13 protein-coding genes and 1 pseudogene are annotated in these 16308 nt (G+C 66.4%); 11 read left to right on the plus strand and 3 right to left on the minus strand.

All coding sequences use genetic code 11. From position 1 onward, the window contains the following. Positions 1–97 precede the first annotated feature (97 nt). Positions 98–1267 carry a GAF domain-containing protein gene (locus tag U1703_RS10365; RefSeq protein WP_332785619.1) on the plus strand — a complete coding sequence of 390 codons (1170 nt, stop codon included), beginning with the start codon at positions 98–100 and terminating at the stop codon, positions 1265–1267. Further along, complete coding sequence (locus U1703_RS10370) at positions 1227–1706, plus strand: response regulator (protein WP_332785620.1); 480 nt, start codon at positions 1227–1229, stop codon at positions 1704–1706. The genes U1703_RS10365 and U1703_RS10370 overlap by 41 nt, the downstream gene beginning before the upstream one ends. A gap of 72 nt (positions 1707–1778) precedes the next feature. Here U1703_RS10370 and U1703_RS10375 read toward each other — a convergent pair whose 3' ends face one another. Beyond that, entirely contained in the window at positions 1779–2219 is a 441-nt protein-coding gene (locus tag U1703_RS10375; protein WP_332785621.1) for a MarR family winged helix-turn-helix transcriptional regulator, read from the minus strand. A 114-nt stretch (positions 2220–2333) separates the two neighbouring features. Between U1703_RS10375 and U1703_RS10380 the strand changes: the two genes are divergently transcribed. The 3 genes from U1703_RS10380 to U1703_RS10390 are packed head-to-tail and all read left to right on the plus strand — an operon-like array spanning position 2334 to position 6624. Further along, entirely contained in the window at positions 2334–3530 is a 1197-nt protein-coding gene (locus U1703_RS10380) for an HlyD family secretion protein (protein ID WP_443025788.1), read from the plus strand. Next, positions 3527–5143: an MDR family MFS transporter gene (locus U1703_RS10385; RefSeq protein WP_443025789.1), complete on the plus strand. Its 1617-nt coding sequence runs from the start codon at positions 3527–3529 to the stop codon at positions 5141–5143. The genes U1703_RS10380 and U1703_RS10385 overlap by 4 nt, the downstream gene beginning before the upstream one ends. Before the next feature lie 8 nt (positions 5144–5151). Continuing rightward, positions 5152–6624, plus strand: coding sequence for an efflux transporter outer membrane subunit (locus U1703_RS10390; RefSeq protein WP_332785622.1), 1473 nt, complete (start codon positions 5152–5154; stop codon positions 6622–6624). Between the two features lie 111 nt (positions 6625–6735). Here U1703_RS10390 and U1703_RS10395 read toward each other — a convergent pair whose 3' ends face one another. Both U1703_RS10395 and U1703_RS10400 read right to left on the minus strand, forming a co-directional pair. Next, complete coding sequence (locus U1703_RS10395) at positions 6736–7125, minus strand: MerR family transcriptional regulator (protein ID WP_320452100.1); 390 nt, start codon at positions 7123–7125, stop codon at positions 6736–6738. Between the two features lie 3 nt (positions 7126–7128). Next, complete coding sequence (locus U1703_RS10400) at positions 7129–8844, minus strand: long-chain-fatty-acid--CoA ligase (RefSeq protein ID WP_443025790.1); 1716 nt, start codon at positions 8842–8844, stop codon at positions 7129–7131. A gap of 131 nt (positions 8845–8975) precedes the next feature. On the opposite strand from U1703_RS10400, the gene U1703_RS10405 reads away from it, so the two are divergent. From U1703_RS10405 to U1703_RS10430, 6 genes and pseudogenes are all read left to right on the plus strand, one after another. Further along, positions 8976–10112 carry a thiolase family protein gene (locus U1703_RS10405; RefSeq protein WP_332785623.1) on the plus strand — a complete coding sequence of 379 codons (1137 nt, stop codon included), beginning with the start codon at positions 8976–8978 and terminating at the stop codon, positions 10110–10112. Continuing rightward, on the plus strand, positions 10112–12439 hold the full coding sequence (locus tag U1703_RS10410; protein WP_332785624.1) for a 3-hydroxyacyl-CoA dehydrogenase/enoyl-CoA hydratase family protein: 2328 nt from the start codon (positions 10112–10114) through the stop codon (positions 12437–12439). The genes U1703_RS10405 and U1703_RS10410 overlap by 1 nt, the downstream gene beginning before the upstream one ends. 18 nt (positions 12440–12457) lie before the next feature. Continuing rightward, positions 12458–14254, plus strand: a complete 1797-nt coding sequence (locus U1703_RS10415) for an acyl-CoA dehydrogenase C-terminal domain-containing protein (protein WP_332785625.1) — start codon at positions 12458–12460, stop codon at positions 14252–14254. A 170-nt stretch (positions 14255–14424) separates the two neighbouring features. Beyond that, positions 14425–14832: a DUF2147 domain-containing protein gene (locus tag U1703_RS10420; protein ID WP_332785626.1), complete on the plus strand. Its 408-nt coding sequence runs from the start codon at positions 14425–14427 to the stop codon at positions 14830–14832. A gap of 31 nt (positions 14833–14863) precedes the next feature. Next, positions 14864–16177 (plus strand): OmpP1/FadL family transporter, encoded by a 1314-nt coding sequence (locus tag U1703_RS10425; RefSeq protein WP_320452104.1) that lies wholly within the window; start codon positions 14864–14866, stop codon positions 16175–16177. A 14-nt stretch (positions 16178–16191) separates the two neighbouring features. Next, positions 16192–16308, plus strand: a pseudogene (locus U1703_RS10430) (electron transfer flavoprotein subunit beta/FixA family protein); the annotation flags it as partial.

The following is a 16308-nucleotide window of genomic DNA, read 5'->3' on the forward strand; positions in this document are numbered from 1 at the left end:
ACCGGGGCGGGAGGGGGGATTCCTCCTTCCGCCTCTCGAAACGGGGCCGGGCGCAAAGCGCTTGGAGTGGCGGGTCCGTGGCGTTATCGTGTGACTCGTGACGCTATCGCCTTCCTTGTCCCCATCGTTGCCGCTGACCGGCGATGCGATGGCGGAGGTCGGCGTCGATCCCGCCGATGCGCGTCGCTACCTGGCGCTGGTGACGGCGGCGACCGAACGGCTGATGGCGGCCGACGACCCCGGCGCGATGATCGACTCGTTGTTCGCGCTGATCCGCGACGAACTGCGCCTCGACGTATTCTTCCATTTCCGGCGCGACGGCGAGGTGGCCCGGCTGGAGACGTCGGGCGGACTGACCCGTGCCGAACGACAGGCCGCCGCCGCCCTCGACGTCGAGGGCTCGGTCAGCGGGCAGGTGATGCGCGACCGACGGCCGCTGCATTTTTCGCAAATCCAGCAGGGCGACGACGCACAGACCGCGTTCGTGCGGATGCTGGGGGTCGATGTCTATCTGTGCATGCCGCTTCTGCACAGCGAGGAACTGCTCGGCACGCTGGGTTTCGGGCGTCGTAGCGCGGGGCCCTTTGCCGAGGATGAGCGGCGGCTGCTGTCGCTGTTGTGCCATTATACCGCGCTGGCGCAGCACCGGCTGCGTATCGAGGAGGCGCTGCGCCGTGGTATCGACACGCAGGCGCGGTTGCTGGCCGAGCTGAACCACCGGGTGCGCAACGCGCTCCAGATCGCGATCGGGCTGGTGTCGCATGAGGGGCGGCAGGCCGACATACCCGAGACACGCTTCGCGCTGTTCCGCGCGGCGGAGCGGTTGCAGGTTCTGGCGAGCGCACATCGGCCGCTCTACGCCACCGCCGATCCCGGCCTGGTCGACCTGACCGCGCTGTTCGGCGACGTCATCGGCCAGGCGCAGGGGGATGGCTCTGATGCCACCGTCGCCGCCGACGGCCCGGTCGCCGTGCCGATCGAGCGCGCGGTGGCGGCCGCGCTGCTGCTCGACACGCTGATGACGAAGGCAGACACGATTCCTGCAATCGTTTTTACAACCGACCAACAGGACGGGAACGAAATGCTGCGCATCTCGTTCGTGGCGACTGGATGGGGGCGGATCGCCGATCTGGTCGGACATGACCGGCTATTGGCGCGACTTTGCCACCAACTCCGTGCGACCGTGACGAGCGAGGATGATGGGTGCCTGAACTTGGTCATGCCGCATGACGGCGGAGAATATGGGCGTCGCCACCCACACCGGTGAGGCACGGCGTGACGACGAGGCCGACGAAACGCCGCTGAACCTCATCATCATCGAGGATGAGGCGCTGGTCGCCATGCTGGTCGAGGATGCGCTGACGCTTCACGGTCACCGGGTCATGGGCATTGCCGACACCGTCTCCGCCGCGATCGCGATGGTGGACGAGGAGCGACCGGATCTGGCGCTATGCGACGTAAAGCTGGCCGATGGCGACAGCGGCCTGACCGCCGCGCAGTTGCTGGCCGATCGCGGTATCCCATGCGTCTTCCTCAGCGGGAATTGCCCCGAACATGGCGGCCACCCGCTCGTCATCGGCTGCATCGCCAAACCGTTTCGTGCCGGAAGCCTGGGCGCGGCCGTCCGTGCCGCGCACCTGACCGCGCTAGGCAGGCGGCCGAGCGATCCGCCGCCCGCGCTCCGATTCTATCACGAGGTTCGATAAACGACGCCCGACGGCGCGCGATGATCGGCGATCAAAGGGAAAAGGGGGCTGGGCATGACCAGATGGCGACCTTCATGCCCCCGCGCATGTCGCCGCATCGCCCTCGATCCGCGTTTCGATCGCCAGTTCCAGCCGGTCGAGGATGCGGGCGAAATGCATCGTGTCGTCGTCGCTCAACAGGCTGAACGCCTGTTCGACCAGTTCGCGGCGTAGCGGCTCGGTCTGGTGAAGCACCTGGCGGCCCTTGTCGGTGATATCCAGCCGCTTGGCTCGCCGGTCGGCCGGATCGGGCACGCGCACGACCAGCGCGTCGCGCTCCATCGTGTCGATCGCCTGGGTCACGGTGCGTGGCGCCAGGTCGAACCATTCGGCCACGTCGGCGGCGCGGACCGGCGCGTTGTTCGCGATGTGGTGAAGCATCTTGGTCCGCGCCAACGAGGCGCCCTCGGCCGCCATGCGCCGGTCCAGCAAGCGGTGCAGGCGCATATAGATGCGGCCATAGCGAATGGCCATTTGATCGATGTCGAGCATAATATGAGGTAGCTCAATAAATGGTCTTGCCTTATTGTGCAAGTGCGAGCAAATGCACCATCCAGTTCTTTTGATTCCATCGACAGGGAGGCCGGTGTGGCCGACGCAAACCAAGTGCATGAGGGGCAGGACGCGAACGCGGGCGACGCGGACATGGGCGAGGACAAGGCCCCCGTATCGCCGTCCAAGAAGCGGCGCATCCGTATCATCCTGCTGGTCGTCGCGGCCGTCGCGGTGATCGGCGGCGTGTTCTGGTACGCGAACTACAAGAGCGTCGGCCAGTACATGCAGACCACCAACGACGCCTTCATCCAGGCGGATGCGGTCACCGTCGCGCCCAAGGTGTCGGGCTATGTCGACAAGGTCTTCGTCGGCGAGAACCAGAACGTCCAGGCGGGCCAGCCGCTGCTCCAGATCGACACCCGCGACTATCGCGCGCAGACCGCGCAGATCCAGGCGCAGATCGGTGTCGCACGCGCCAATGCCGAGGGCGTTCAGGCCCAGATCAAGGAACAGCAGGCCGCGATCGACAGCGCCGAGGCGGACCTCCGCGCCGCGCAGAGCGACGCCGCCTTCGCGCGGGCAGAAGTGGTGCGCTACACCCCGCTCGCCGCATCGGGCGCCGAAAGCCGCGAGCGGCTGTCGCAATTGCAGAACCAGGCGCGTCAGGCTGCCGCCAAGGTTTCCAGCGCCACCGCCGCTTTGTCCGCCGCGCGTCGCCGCATCGGCACGCTGGACGCGCAGGTCGATCAGGCCCGCTCGCAGGGGCAGGCCGCAAAGGCGCAGCTCGATGCCGCCGAGTCCAATCTGGGCTCGACCACCATCCGCGCCTCGATCTCGGGCCGCGTCGGCAACAAGACGGTGCGGATCGGCCAGTTCGTCCAGGCGGGCACCCGCACCATGTCGATCGTGCCGGTCAGCCAGCTTTATATTAGCGCGAACTTCAAGGAGACGCAGCTTGGCCTGATGCGTCCCGGCCAGCCGGTGAAGATCGAGGTCGACGCGCTGCCCGGTGTCGAGATCAAGGGCCATGTCGAGAGCGTGGCGCCGGGCACCGGTGCGCAATTCTCGCTGCTGCCGCCGCAGAACGCGACCGGCAACTTCACCAAGATCGTGCAGCGCGTGCCCGTCCGCATCGCGGTTGATGCCGATGCGCAGACCCGCGCGCTGATGGTGCCGGGCATGTCGGTCGAGGTGACGGTCGACACCCGCTCGGCCAAGGGGGCGCTGAAGCATATCGCCGAGCAGCAGGACCAGCATAACGAGGCGCGGCAGGGGGCGCAGGGCCGGTGAGCGCCGCCGCCGCCCCGGGCCGGGGCACGAAGGCCGGTTCGGCTTCCCGCGCAGGCGGTGGTGCGGCCCCGGCCGCACAGGGGGGCGGCGCACCTCAGAAAGCCGACCTGACCGCGTGGCTCGCCGTCGCGGCGGGCAGCATCGGCGCGCTGATGGCAACGCTCGACATCTCGATCGTCAACTCCGCGCTGCCGACCATCCAGGGCGAAATCGGCGCGAGCGGGACCGAGGGGACGTGGATCGCGACCTCGTACCTGGTCGCCGAAATCATCATCATCCCGCTTTCCGCCTGGCTGGAGCGGTTGCTGGGTCTGCGCACCTTCCTGCTGATCGCGTCGATTCTGTTCACCGGTTTTTCGGTGGTGTGCGGGCTGTCGACGAACCTGACGATGATGATCATCGGGCGCGCGGGGCAGGGCATTACCGGCGGCGCGCTGATTCCCACCGCGCTGACCATCATCGCCACCCGGTTGCCGCGCGAGCAGCAGCCGATCGGCACCGCATTCTTCGGCGTCACCGCCATTCTGGGCCCCGTGATGGGGCCGCTGATCGGCGGCTGGCTGACCGAGAATGTCAGCTGGCACTATGCCTTCTTCCTGAACATCCCGGTGGGCGCGGTGCTCGTCACGCTCCTTCTGGTCGGCCTGCCGCACCAGAAGCCGCATCTGTCCGAGCTGGCCAAGGCCGACTGGCTGGGCATTGCGGGCCTTGCGCTTGGCCTCGGCGGCCTCACCGTCGTGCTGGAGGAAGGACAGCGCGAGCAGTGGTTCGAGTCGCGGGAGATCATCGAGCTGACCCTGCTGTCGATCTTCGGCTTTGGCCTGTTGTTCGCCGGGCAGTTCGTCGCCTCGCGTCCGGTCATCCGGCTGAAGCTGCTGCTCGATCGTCAGTTCGGCAGCGTGGTCATCATGGGCATCGTGCTGGGCATGGTGCTCTACGGCACCTCCTATGTGATCCCGCAGTTCCTGGCCTCGATCGCCGGCTATAACGCGTTCCAGGCGGGCAAGGTCGTGCTGCTGAGCGGCATCCCCAGCTTGATGCTGATGCCCTTCACCCCGATCCTGATCAAGAAGGTCGACATCCGTATCGCGGTGGGGCTGGGGCTGGGCATCATGGCGCTCAGCGCCGGCATCGACACGGTGCTGACCGCCGATTCCACCGGCAGTTCGTTCACCGACAGCCAGCTTTTGCGCGGCGTAGGCACGATCCTGGGTATGTTGTTCCTGAACCAAGCGGCGATCTCGTCGGTGCCGCCGTCGCAGGCGGGCGACGCGGCCGGGCTGTTCAGCGCGGCACGCAACCTGGGCGGCTCGTTCGCGCTCGCCGGGATCGCGACCGTCCAGGACCAGCGCAGCTTCCTGCACGAACGTCGCCTGGAGGAAACGCTGACCGCCAATTCGGGTTCGACCCAGAGCTGGATCGACTCACTGACCCAGCAATTCGGGAGCAACGACGCGGCGCTGCGCATGATCGGCAACACGATCCGCCAGCAGGCGCTGGTCATGACCTATAACGACCTGTTCTTCATCCTGTGCGTCGGCATCGTAATGGTGATGCCGCTTGTCCTGTTCCTCCGCCCGCTGCCCAAGGGCGGCCCGGTGGCGATGCATTGAGAACCATGATGCGCAAGCAGCTTTCCTTCATTCCGCTCCTCCTGCTGGGGGCCTGCACCGTCGGGCCGAACTATGCCGGACCGCCCAAGGCGATCGGCTCTGCCGCGACCCCGCCCGCCGGGTTCGTGCGGGCGGACAACACACTTTCCACCGCCGCGCCTGCGGTCGCCGACTGGTGGACGACGCTGAACGATCCGATGCTGACCTGGCTGGAGGAGCGGGCGCTGGCGTCCAATCCGAACGTGGCGGTGGCACAGGCGCGGTTGAAGCAGGCCCGCTCCGCGCTGCGGCTGGAGCGGGCCAACCAGGCGCCCAACGCCAATGCCAGCGCGACCTATCTCCACGCCAATCTGCCCGAGTTGAATCTGGGCGGCGGCGGTGAGCAGGGCAGCGGGCAGGGCGGTGCCAATGGCGGCGCGGCCAGCGGGTCGGGTGGCGGCACCAATGTCGACTTCTTCAATCTGGGCTTCGACGCCAGCTGGGAGATCGACCTGTTCGGCGGCCGCCGCCGCACGGTTGAGGCGGCGCGGGCCAGCGCGGCGGCGGCGGAGGCCAATGTGGCCGACGCTCAGGTGTCGCTCAGCGCCGATGTCGCCCAGGCCTATATCGGGCTTCGCGATGCGCAGCAGCGGTTGATCCTGGCGCGCGATGCCTCGAAGATGCAGCGCGACACGTTGAACCTGACGCTCCAGCGCTTCAACAACGGCACCGCCTCGCAACTGGAGGTGGAGCGGCTGCGCAACCAGGTCGAAAGCACCGATGCGCAGATCCTGCCGCTGTCGTCCTCGGTCGAGACCTATCTCAATGCGCTCGCCATCCTGATCGGCGAGGCGCCGGGCACGCTGGACCAGCGACTGACCCAGGCCGCGCCGGTGCCGTTGCCCCCCGCACAGGTGGCTGTCGGCGATCCCACCGCCCTGCTTCAGCGTCGCCCCGACATCCGCGCCGCCGAGCGCAACCTGGCCGCGCAGACCGCGCGGATCGGCGTGGCGGAGGCGGCGAAGTTTCCGCGCCTGAACCTGATGGGGATCATCGGCATCGGCGGCACCTCGCTCGATTCGCTGACCGATCTCGACAATCTGGTGACGCTGGGCGCGCCCATGCTCCAGTGGAACGTGCTGAACTTCGGCCGGGCCAATGCGCGGGTCGGCCAGGCCGAGGGCGCACGTGACGAGGCGGAGGCGCAATATCGCGGCGCGGTGCTTTCCGCGCTGCGCGACGCCGAGGATTCGCTGTCGCGCTTCCGGGCGCGGCGCAACACGGTGGCGACGCTGGCACGCGCCAAGGCGTCGGCGGACCGCTCGGCGGTGCTGATGCAGCAGCGTTACCGGGCCGGCGCGGCGACGCTGATCGACACGCTCGATGCCGAGCGGCAGCGGGTCGCGGCGGAACAGTCGCTGTCGCAGGCGGTCGCCGGGCTGACGAACGATTACGTGGCGCTGCAAAAGGCGCTTGGCCTGGGTTGGCGTACGGCTTCCTGAAGCCAGTCGACAGTCAGGCCAGCCAGCCTGCCACCTCTCCTTACAGGGGAGGAATGAAATGAAGGTCCATATGCCCTAAATCCTCCCCATCGTCAGATGGGGAGGATTGGGTCACACCCCCGCCTTCGCGATCCGCTCGCGCGCTTCGCGTTCGATCGTCTCCAGCTCGTCGACCGTCTGGACCAGCGCGGTCATCTGCTGGCGCAGCTCGTCGACCCGCTCGCGGCAGCGTTCGGCCAGGACGCGCATCTGTTCGACATGCTGCGGATCGGCATCATACAGCCGCAGGAACTCCTCGATCTCGCGCAGCGAGAAGCCCAGCCGCTTGCCCCGCAGGATCAACTGCATCCGGCCCGTCTCGCGCTTGGAGTAAACCCGCGCGGTGCCGACCCGGCGCGGTTCGATCAGGCCGCGATCCTCGTAGAAACGCAGCGTGCGTGTCGTCACGCCCAGGCTGTTCGCGACATCCTGTATGCCGCGAAGCTCCTCGTTTTCCCCCACCGTCTATTCCCCTACGGGCCGCACCGCCGCGGCCGCCGCCTTTGCCAATTCTTCTTCGACCAGTTCCTTTTTCGACAATTTGCCGATCAAGGTCTTGGGCAGGCTTTCGCGGATTTCGACCTCGCGGGGAAGTTCGATCTTACTGACCTTGTCCTGAAGGAACACACGCAGTTCCTCCGGCGTCGCATGATGGTCGGGGGCCAGCTTGACGAAGGCCTTGGGTGACTGGCCGCGATAGGCGTCGGGAATGCCGATCACGACCGCCTCGGCGACCGCCGGATGCTCGTACAGCGCCTCCTCGATCATGCGGGGGTAGACATTGTAACCGCCGCACAGGATCACGTCCTTGATCCGGTCGACGATGAACAGGTAACCGTCCTCGTCCAGATAGCCGACATCGCCGGTGCGCAGGGCCCCGTGGATGAAGACCTGCTCGCTCTCGGTCGGCCTGTTCCAATAGCCGGACATGACCTGCGGGCCGCGTGCGCAGATTTCGCCGACCTCGCCCGGCGGCATCAGCCGGTCGGGATTGTCGCGGTCGCGGATCTCGATGGTCGTGCCGGGGAAGGGGATGCCCGCCGATCCGCCCTTGTTCTCGCCGATCAGCGGGTTGCAGGTGATGATCGGCGACGCCTCGGACAGGCCGTATCCCTCGACCAGCTTGCCGCCTGTCGTGGTTTCGAACGCGATGCGGACCTCGGCGGGCAGCGGCGCGCCGCCCGAGATGCAGGCCTTGATCGCCGACAGGTCGACCTTGCGCGCCTCCGCCACGCCCGCGATCGCATTGTAGATGGTGGGGACGGCGGGGAAATAGGTCGGCTTGCTGCGCGCGATGGTCTTGAGCACCTGGTCCAGCTCGAACCGGGGGAGCAGGATCATCTCGGCCCCCACCCGGATCGCGAAGCTGAGCACGGTGGTGAGCGCGAAGACGTGGAAGAGGGGCAGGACGCCCAGGATGCGCTCCGCATCGATCATGTCCTCGCCGCCGGTATGGATGACCATGGCGTCGGCATTGGCGATCAGGTTGCGGTGCGACAGCATCGCCGCCTTGGGGCTTCCGGTAGTGCCGCCGGTATATTGCAGCACCGCCACATCGTCGGGCTTTGCCGCGACCGGGGTCAGGTCGTGCCCGCGCTTCATCATCTGCTGGAACGTCAGGTGGCGGGGGGCGGCGGCCGGTGCGGCGATCATCGAACGCTTGAGCAGACGGTAGGCCAGCCGCTTGATGGTCGGCAGCGCGTCGGCGACGGGGCAGGAAATGACATGGCGCAGGCCCAGCTTCTCGGCGACATGCGACACGCGGCCATAAATATCGGGAATGTCGCAGGTGGCGATGATCTCCGCGCCCGAATCCTCCAGCAGGTGGCACAGCTCGCGCTCGACATAGAGCGGGTTGACGTTGACGACGATGCCCCCGGCCTTGAGCGTCGCGAAGTAGAGCACCGGATAATAGATGATGTTGGGCAGGCAGAGCGCGACGCGGCATCCCGGCTTTACCCCCAGCGCCTGGAGGCCCGCCGCCGCCCGGTCGACCATCGCGCCCAGTTCGTCGTAACGCGTGATTCGACCCATGAAATCGACCGCCGGGCGATCGCCGTGCCGCCGTACCGTGGTCTCGAACATGTCGGTCAGCAATCGCGGCTCGGAGACCAGCGGGCGTCCCATTGCCTGACCCGGTGCACCGCCTGTCGTGGTTTCCCCGATGGCTCCTGCCGTCATCGCGTCGCTCTCCTATATCTTTTTTCGACCATACCCGGTTGTCGATTGCGGTCGAGTTGCTTATTGTGTTGACGTATAGGGTAGGTAACGCACCTTAACGTTAGGCCGCAAGCCCATAAAGAGAGGATTGGATGACCAACATCGTGATCGCAGGCTATGCCCGCTCTCCCTTCACCCAGGCTGGCAAGGGCGCGCTCGCACGGGTTCGGCCCGACGATCTGACCGCGCAGGTGATTCGCGGCCTGATCGAGCGGACCGGCGTCGATGCCTCGCAGATCGAGGACATCATCCTGGGCTGCGCCTTCCCGGAGGGCGAGCAGGGCATGAACGTCGCGCGGCTGATCGGCCTGCTGGCGGACCTGCCCCTGTCTGTCGGCGGCATGACGGTGAACCGTTTCTGCGGATCGTCGATGTCGGCCATTCATATCGCCATGGGCCAGATCCAGATCGGCGCGGGCGAGGCGTTCATCTGCGCAGGCATCGAGTCGATGAGCCGGGTGCCGATGGGCGGTTATAACCCGCTGCCCAACCCCGAACTCGCCGCCGCCCGGCCGGGCGCCTATATGGGCATGGGCCAGACCGCCGAGAATGTCGCGGAAAAGTACCAGATCACCCGCGTCGAGCAGGAGAAGTTCGCGGTCGCCAGCCAGAAGAAGGCCGCGGAGGCGCGCTCGGCCGGTCGTCTGGCCGACGAGATCGTGCCGATCCGCACCAAGGCTGGCGACGTGACCGAGGACGGGCTGATCCGCCCCGACACGACCGAGGAAGTCCTGTCCGGCCTGAAGCCCGCCTTCGACAAGGACGGCACGGTGACGGCGGGCACCGCCTCGCCGCTGACCGATGGCGCCGCCGCCGTGCTGGTGACGTCGGAGGAGTTCGCGCAGAAGCATGGCCTGACCATCCTCGCCCGGATCAAGTCGGTCGCGATCTCGGGCTGTGAGCCGGAGACGATGGGCCTGGGTCCGATCGCGTCGTCGAAGAAGGCGCTGTCGCGTGCCGGTATCGCCTCGAGCGATCTCGACGTGGTCGAGATCAACGAAGCCTTTGCCAGCCAGGCAATCGCCTGCATCCGCGACCTGGGGCTCAAGGAAGACGCGATCAACAAGGACGGCGGCGCGATCGCTATCGGCCATCCGCTGGGTGCGACCGGTGCGCGGATCGTCGGCAAGGCGGCGGCCCTGCTGGCGCGTGATGGCGGTCAGTACGCGCTCGCCACCCAGTGCATCGGCGGCGGGCAGGGCATCGCGACGGTATTGGAGCGTGCATGATGGCTGACACGATCAACAAGGTTTGCGTCATCGGCGCAGGCGTGATGGGCGCTGGCATCGCGGCACAGGTCGCCAATGCCGGTGTGCCCGTCCTGCTGCTCGACATCGTGCCCAAGGACGGCGGCGACCGCGATGCGGTTGCCAAGGGTGCCGTCGCCAGGATGCTCAAGACCGAGCCCGCGCCCTTCATGTCGCCTGCCGCCGCCAAGCTGGTGGAAACGGGCAATATCGAGGATCACCTGGCCCGCGTCGCCGAATGCGACTGGATCGTCGAGGCGGTGGTGGAGCGACTGGATATCAAGCAGTCGCTCTATGCCAAGCTGGAGGAACTGAAGCGTCCCGGTACGGCGGTGTCGTCCAACACCTCGACCATCCCGCTGGGCCATCTGGTCGAGGGACGGTCGGAGCAGTTCAGACAAGATTTCCTGATCACCCATTTCTTCAACCCGCCGCGCTATATGCGGCTGATCGAGATCGTGACCTCCGACCACACCGATGCCGGTGCCGCCGCGAAGGTCGAACAGTTCGTCGATCACCGCATGGGCAAGCGGATCGTCCGCGCCAAGGATACGCCGGGCTTCATCGCCAACCGCATCGGCACCTATTGGCTGGCGGTCGCGATCAACGCGGCGATGGACCAGGGGCTGACCGTCGAGGAGGCCGACCAGATTGGCGGGCGTCCGATGGGCGTGCCCAAGACCGGCATTTTCGGGCTGATCGATCTGGTCGGTATCGACCTGATGCCGCTGCTCGCCAAGTCACTGTCTTCGACCCTGCCGGAGGGTGACGCCTATTTCGACACGATCCGCCCCTTGCCGCTGGTCGACAAGATGATCGCGGAGGGGTTCACGGGCCGCAAGGGCAAGGGCGGCTTCTATCGCCTCGACCGCAAGCCCGACGGGACCAAGGCCAAGCAGGCGATCGACCTGAACACCGGCGAGTATCGCGCGGAAAAGAAGCCCGAGCGTCTTCCCGGTCGCGCCGAAAAGGATCTGGCCGCGCTGGTCGCGACACCGGGCAAGGTCGGCGACTATGCCTGGGCGGTGCTGGGACCGGTGCTGTCCTATGCGGCGGGTCTGGTCGGCGAGGCGGCGGACGATGTGGTCGCGATCGATGACGCGATGAAGCTGGGCTATAACTGGAAGTTCGGCCCCTTCGAGCTGATCGACCGCATGGGTCCGGGCAAGTTGGCCGACCGGCTGCGCGCCGAGGGCAAGCCGGTGCCCGCGCTGCTGGAGACGGCGGGCGAGCGTCCCTTCTACCGCGTGGTCGATGGCAAGCGGCAATATCTGACGCTGGGCGGCGACTATGCCGATGTCGTCCGCGCCGAGGGTGTGCTGCTGCTCGAGGACATCAAGCTGCGCTCCGAACCGCTGCTCAAGAACGGTTCGGCAGCGGCCTGGGACGTGGGCGACGGCGTCGTCGCGTTCGAGTTCACCGGCAAGATGAACGCGCTGGACGAACAGGTGCTGTCGCTGCTGCAAAAGACCATCGCGCTGGTGAAGAGCCAGTACAAGGCGCTGGTGGTGTACAACGAGGGCAGCAACTTCTCGGCAGGCGCCAATCTGGGTCTCGCCATGTTCGCGGTGAACATCGCGGCCTGGGGTGAGGTCGACAAGCTGGTCGTCGCGGGGCAGCAGGCGTATAAGGCGCTGAAATACGCGCCCTTCCCGGTGGTCGCGGCCCCGGCCGGCATGGCGCTGGGCGGCGGGTGCGAGATCCTGCTCCACGCCGATGCGATCCAGGCCCATGCGGAGAGCTATATCGGCTTGGTCGAAACCGGCGTCGGTCTGGTCCCCGGCTGGGGCGGCAATGGCGAGCTGATCGACCGTCTCGCCAAGTCGCCCAAAAGCCCCAAGGGACCGATGCCCGCCGCCATGAAGGCGTTCGAGACCATCTCGACCGCGCAGGTGTCGCGCTCGGCGGCGCTGGCCAAGGATCTGGGCTATCTGCGCAAGGATGATGGCATCACCATGAACCGCGACCGTCTGCTGGCCGATGCCAAGCAGAAGGCGCTGTCGCTGGTCGAGGGCTATCAGGCCCCCGAAAAGCCGGTCTTCCGCCTGCCGGGTGCGGCCGGACGGGTCGCCTTCAACGGCGCGGTCGCCGACTTCGCCAAGAAGGGCGTCGCCACGCCCTATGACGTGGTGGTCGCGGGCCGTCTGGCGAACATCGTCACCGGCGGCGATGTCGACATCATCGACGAGGTGAGCGAGGACCAGTTGCTCAAGCTGGAACGCGCCGCCTTCATGGAAAGCGTCAAGGATGCGCGGACCCAGGCGCGGGTCGAGCATATGCTCGAAACCGGCAAGCCGCTGCGCAACTGATCGGGAGAGGATAATCCCATGCAAGTCTATAACGCACCGCTACGCGACATGCGTTTCGTCCTCCACGAACTGTTCAAGGAGGACGAGTTCGGCCCCGTCGCGGGCCAGGACGAATTCGGTCCCGAGCTGTACGACGCCATCCTCGAAGAGGCCGCGCGCGTCACGCAGGAGGTCCTGCTGCCGCTCAACGCCACCGGCGATATCGAGGGGTGCAAGCTGGAGAATGGCGTCGTCCGCACGCCTTCGGGCTTCAAGGAGGCCTATAGCCAGTTCTGCGAAGGCGGCTGGGCCGCGCTCGCCTCGCCGGTCGAATATGGCGGGCAGGGGCTGCCCGAGGCGGTGAACAAGCTGGTCGAGGAGATGATCTGCGCGACCAACCTGTCGTTCAGCCTGTACCCCGGCCTGACCCACGGCGCGACCACCGCGTTGATGGGCCATGGATCGGAAGACCTGAAGAGCTTCTACCTGCCCAAGATGATCTCGGGCGAGTGGTCGGGCACGATGTGCCTGACCGAGGCGCATTGCGGCACCGATCTGGGCCTGCTGCGCACCCGTGCCGAGCCGCAGGAGGATGGCTCCTATCGGCTGACCGGCGGCAAGATCTTCATCTCGGCGGGCGACCATGACCTGACCGACAATGTGATCCACCTCGTCCTCGCGCGCACCCCCGATGCGCCCAAGGGCGTGAAGGGGATCAGCCTGTTCCTGGTGCCGAAATATCTGCCCAAGGATGACGGCTCGGTCGGCCCGGCCAATGGCGTCAGCGTCGCTGCGATCGAGCATAAGATGGGCCTGAAGGCCTCGGCCACCTGCCAGCTGGAGTTCAACGACTCCAAGGGCTGGGTCGTGGGTGAGCTGAACAAGGGCTTGGCCGCGATGTTCACCATGATGAACACCGAGCGTGTCTCGGTCGGCATCCAGGGCCTGGGCATCAACGAGGTCGCGTACCAGTCGGCGGTCGCCTATGCCAAGGACCGCCTGCAGGGTCGTGCGCTGGGCGGCGCGGCACGTCCCGACCTGCCCGCCGATCCGATCATCGTCCACCCGGACGTTCGCCGGATGCTGATGACCATGCGCGCCTATGCCGAAGGGTGCCGCGCGCTGGGCCAGTGGGCCGCACGCGGACTGGATGCCGAGGCGCATGCCGTCGACCCGGCCGACAAGTCGCGCGCGTCCGATTTCGTCGCGCTGCTGACCCCGGTCGTGAAGGCGCTGTTCACCGACCTCGCCTTCGATGCGGCGAACATGGCGGTGCAGGTGCATGGCGGCCACGGCTATATCCGCGATCACGGGATCGAGCAGTTCGTCCGCGACGCCCGCATCGCCCAGATCTACGAGGGCACCAACGGCGTGCAGGCGCTCGATCTGGTCGGTCGCAAGATGCCCGCGCATATGGGCCGCTATATGCGTCCCTTCTTCCATGCGGTGTCGGAGCAGGTCGAGGCGCTGGTGAAGCATGAAGACAAGGCCATCACAGGCTGGGCGGCGGCCATGCAGCAGGCGTTCGGCGCGCTCCAGCTCAGCACCGGCATGATCGCGCAAAAGGGCATGAAGGACCCCGAGGAAGCGGGTGCCGCCGCGACCGACTATCTGCGCCTGCTGGGCCTGGTCGGCATGGGGCATTGCTTCCTGAAGTCGGCGCGGATTGCGACCGAGCGTCTGGCCGAAGGCACCGACGAGGCGGGCTTCTATAAAGCCAAGCTCGCCACCGCCGGGTTCTTCTTCGACCGTATCCTGCCGCAGGCGACGGCGGCGTTCCTGGCGATCAAGTCGGGCAAGCGCTCGACGATGGCGTTGGAACTGGAAGCATTTTGAAATGATCCGATGCCGGTTGCGCTTGATTGCGTGTCACCGGCATCGTACGCAGGACGTGGTGTTGTCCTATGCGTCATATGATGGACGTATAGGGCAATTCAGATTTTAGCGAGCGACCGGAAAAACCGGCGCTCCGGCCCGGACGATCGGGCGTGGAGAGGAGAAGAGGCATGTTGTTGACCCTGATAACGATGGCCCTTGCCGGTGCCGGCGCGAATGCGGACACGGTGATCGGCCGCTGGCAGACCCAGACGCGCGGCGGCGTGGTCGAGATCACGAAGTGCGGCCCTTCGGTCTGTGGCCGCATTGTAAACTCGGAAAAGCTGCGCACGAACCCCGCGCTGACCGACCAGAACAATCGCGATGCCAAGCTGCGCAACCGCCCGCTCAAGAACCTGCTGATCCTCCAGGGCTTCTCGGCCGACGGTGCGGCCTGGAGCGGCGGCACCATCTACAATGCCGAGGACGGCAAGACGTACAGCGCCAAGCTGACGCCCGAGGGGCCGGACACGCTGAAGGTGCGCGGATGCGTCTTCGTGCCGCTGTGCAAGACGCAGACCTGGACCCGTATCCGCTGATTCTTTGCCCATCATAAAAATCTCGGGGAGTATGCTCATGACCAAGTCGTTCAAGGCTCCGCTGCTGGCCACCGCCATCCTGTCCTCGTCCTTCGCCTTTGCGGGCGCGGCGCATGGCCAGGCCTTCTATCTTCAGGAACAGTCGACCCGTGGTCAGGGCCGTGCCTTTTCGGGTGAAGGTGCCGATACCGGTGCCTCCTCGCTCTGGTGGAACCCGGCCTCGATCGCGGGGATGGAGCGCGGTGAGGCCGTGATCGGCGCCTCGGCGATCATTCCCAAGGGCGATGTCGTCGACAATGGCACTTTGATCCGTCGCCCGGGCCAGCCGACCTTCTCCGCCGTCGGGGGCAACCGCGTGTCGAGCGATCCGATCAATCGCGGCGTCGTGCCTTCGGGCGCGGTCGCCTATCCGCTGAACGACCGGGTCGCGGTCGGCCTGGCCGTGACCTCGCCCTACAGCTTCACCACTGAATATGATGCGAACAGCTGGGCCCGCTACAGCGCGCTCAAGACGGAGCTGCGCACCATCGACATCCAGCCGTCGGTCGGCATCGCGGTGCTCGACTGGCTGCGCGTCGGCGGCGCGGTGAACGTCGAATATACCAAGGCCGAGCTGGGCAATGCACTGCCCAACCTGTCCTCGGCGCTGCCCGACGGGTTTCAGCGGTTGAAGGGCGATGGCTGGGACCTGGGATGGACCGCCGGTGTCCAGCTCCACAATGACTGGGCGACGGTCGGCATCAGCTACAAGTCGCGGATCAAGCATCAGCTGAAGGGCAGCCTGGAAGTCGGCGGCCTGCTCGGCCCGCTCGCCGGGCAGAACCGGACCGTCGACGGCGCGACGGCGGAATTCTACACGCCCGCGCAGATCATCGTGGCAGGCCGTTTCCGCGCCACCGACAAGCTGACGCTGAACGCGCAGGCGGTGCGTTTCACCTGGGCCGATTTCGACGCGATCCGCCTCGGCGCGCCGATCAACACCGCGATCCCCGAAAATTACAAGAACAGCTTCTCGCTGGCGGGTGGCTTCGACTATGCGGCCAATGATCGCCTGACCCTGCGTGCGGGTGCGCAGCGCGGTATCACCCCGACGCAAAACGGCAATCGCGACGCCCGCGTGCCCGATGCGAACCGCTGGAATTATTCGATCGGCGGATCGTACAAGCTGACCCCGCGCTTCACGCTGGATGCGGCGGGCAGCTACATCGATTTCGCCAATGCCAGCATCGACCGTCGTACCGCCGCCTATGCGGGTACGGCCGTGCAGACGCCGATCCTGACCAACGGCCAGGTGCAGAACGCCCGTGCGTTCGTGGCGTCGATCGGCGGCCGCTTCAGCTTCTGATTGAGAGAGTTGTCATGAAGATCGTCGTGCCCGTGAAGCGGGTGTTGGACTATAACGTAAAGCCGCGCGTGAAGGCGGACGGAACGGGCGTCGATCTGGCGAACGTGAAGATGTCGATGAACCCGTTCGAC

Origin of the sequence: Sphingomonas flavida, from assembly GCF_036663655.1 — a bacterium.
Lineage (GTDB): Bacteria > Pseudomonadota > Alphaproteobacteria > Sphingomonadales > Sphingomonadaceae > Sphingomonas.

Bases quoted from the DNA above. Each gene is read 5' to 3' on its own strand.
- U1703_RS10400 (WP_443025790.1), bottom strand. From the start codon at position 8,844: ATGACGGCAGGAGCCATCGGGGAAACCACGACAGGCGGTGCACCGGGT.
- U1703_RS10420 (WP_332785626.1), top strand. From the start codon at position 14,425: ATGTTGTTGACCCTGATAACGATGGCCCTTGCCGGTGCCGGCGCGAAT.
- U1703_RS10375 (WP_332785621.1), bottom strand. From the start codon at position 2,219: ATGGCCATTCGCTATGGCCGCATCTATATGCGCCTGCACCGCTTGCTG.
- U1703_RS10405 (WP_332785623.1), top strand. From the start codon at position 8,976: ATGACCAACATCGTGATCGCAGGCTATGCCCGCTCTCCCTTCACCCAG.
- U1703_RS10370 (WP_332785620.1), top strand. From the start codon at position 1,227: ATGACGGCGGAGAATATGGGCGTCGCCACCCACACCGGTGAGGCACGG.
- U1703_RS10390 (WP_332785622.1), top strand. From the start codon at position 5,152: ATGCGCAAGCAGCTTTCCTTCATTCCGCTCCTCCTGCTGGGGGCCTGC.
- U1703_RS10415 (WP_332785625.1), top strand. From the start codon at position 12,458: ATGCAAGTCTATAACGCACCGCTACGCGACATGCGTTTCGTCCTCCAC.
- U1703_RS10410 (WP_332785624.1), top strand. From the start codon at position 10,112: ATGGCTGACACGATCAACAAGGTTTGCGTCATCGGCGCAGGCGTGATG.
- U1703_RS10425 (WP_320452104.1), top strand. From the start codon at position 14,864: ATGCTCATGACCAAGTCGTTCAAGGCTCCGCTGCTGGCCACCGCCATC.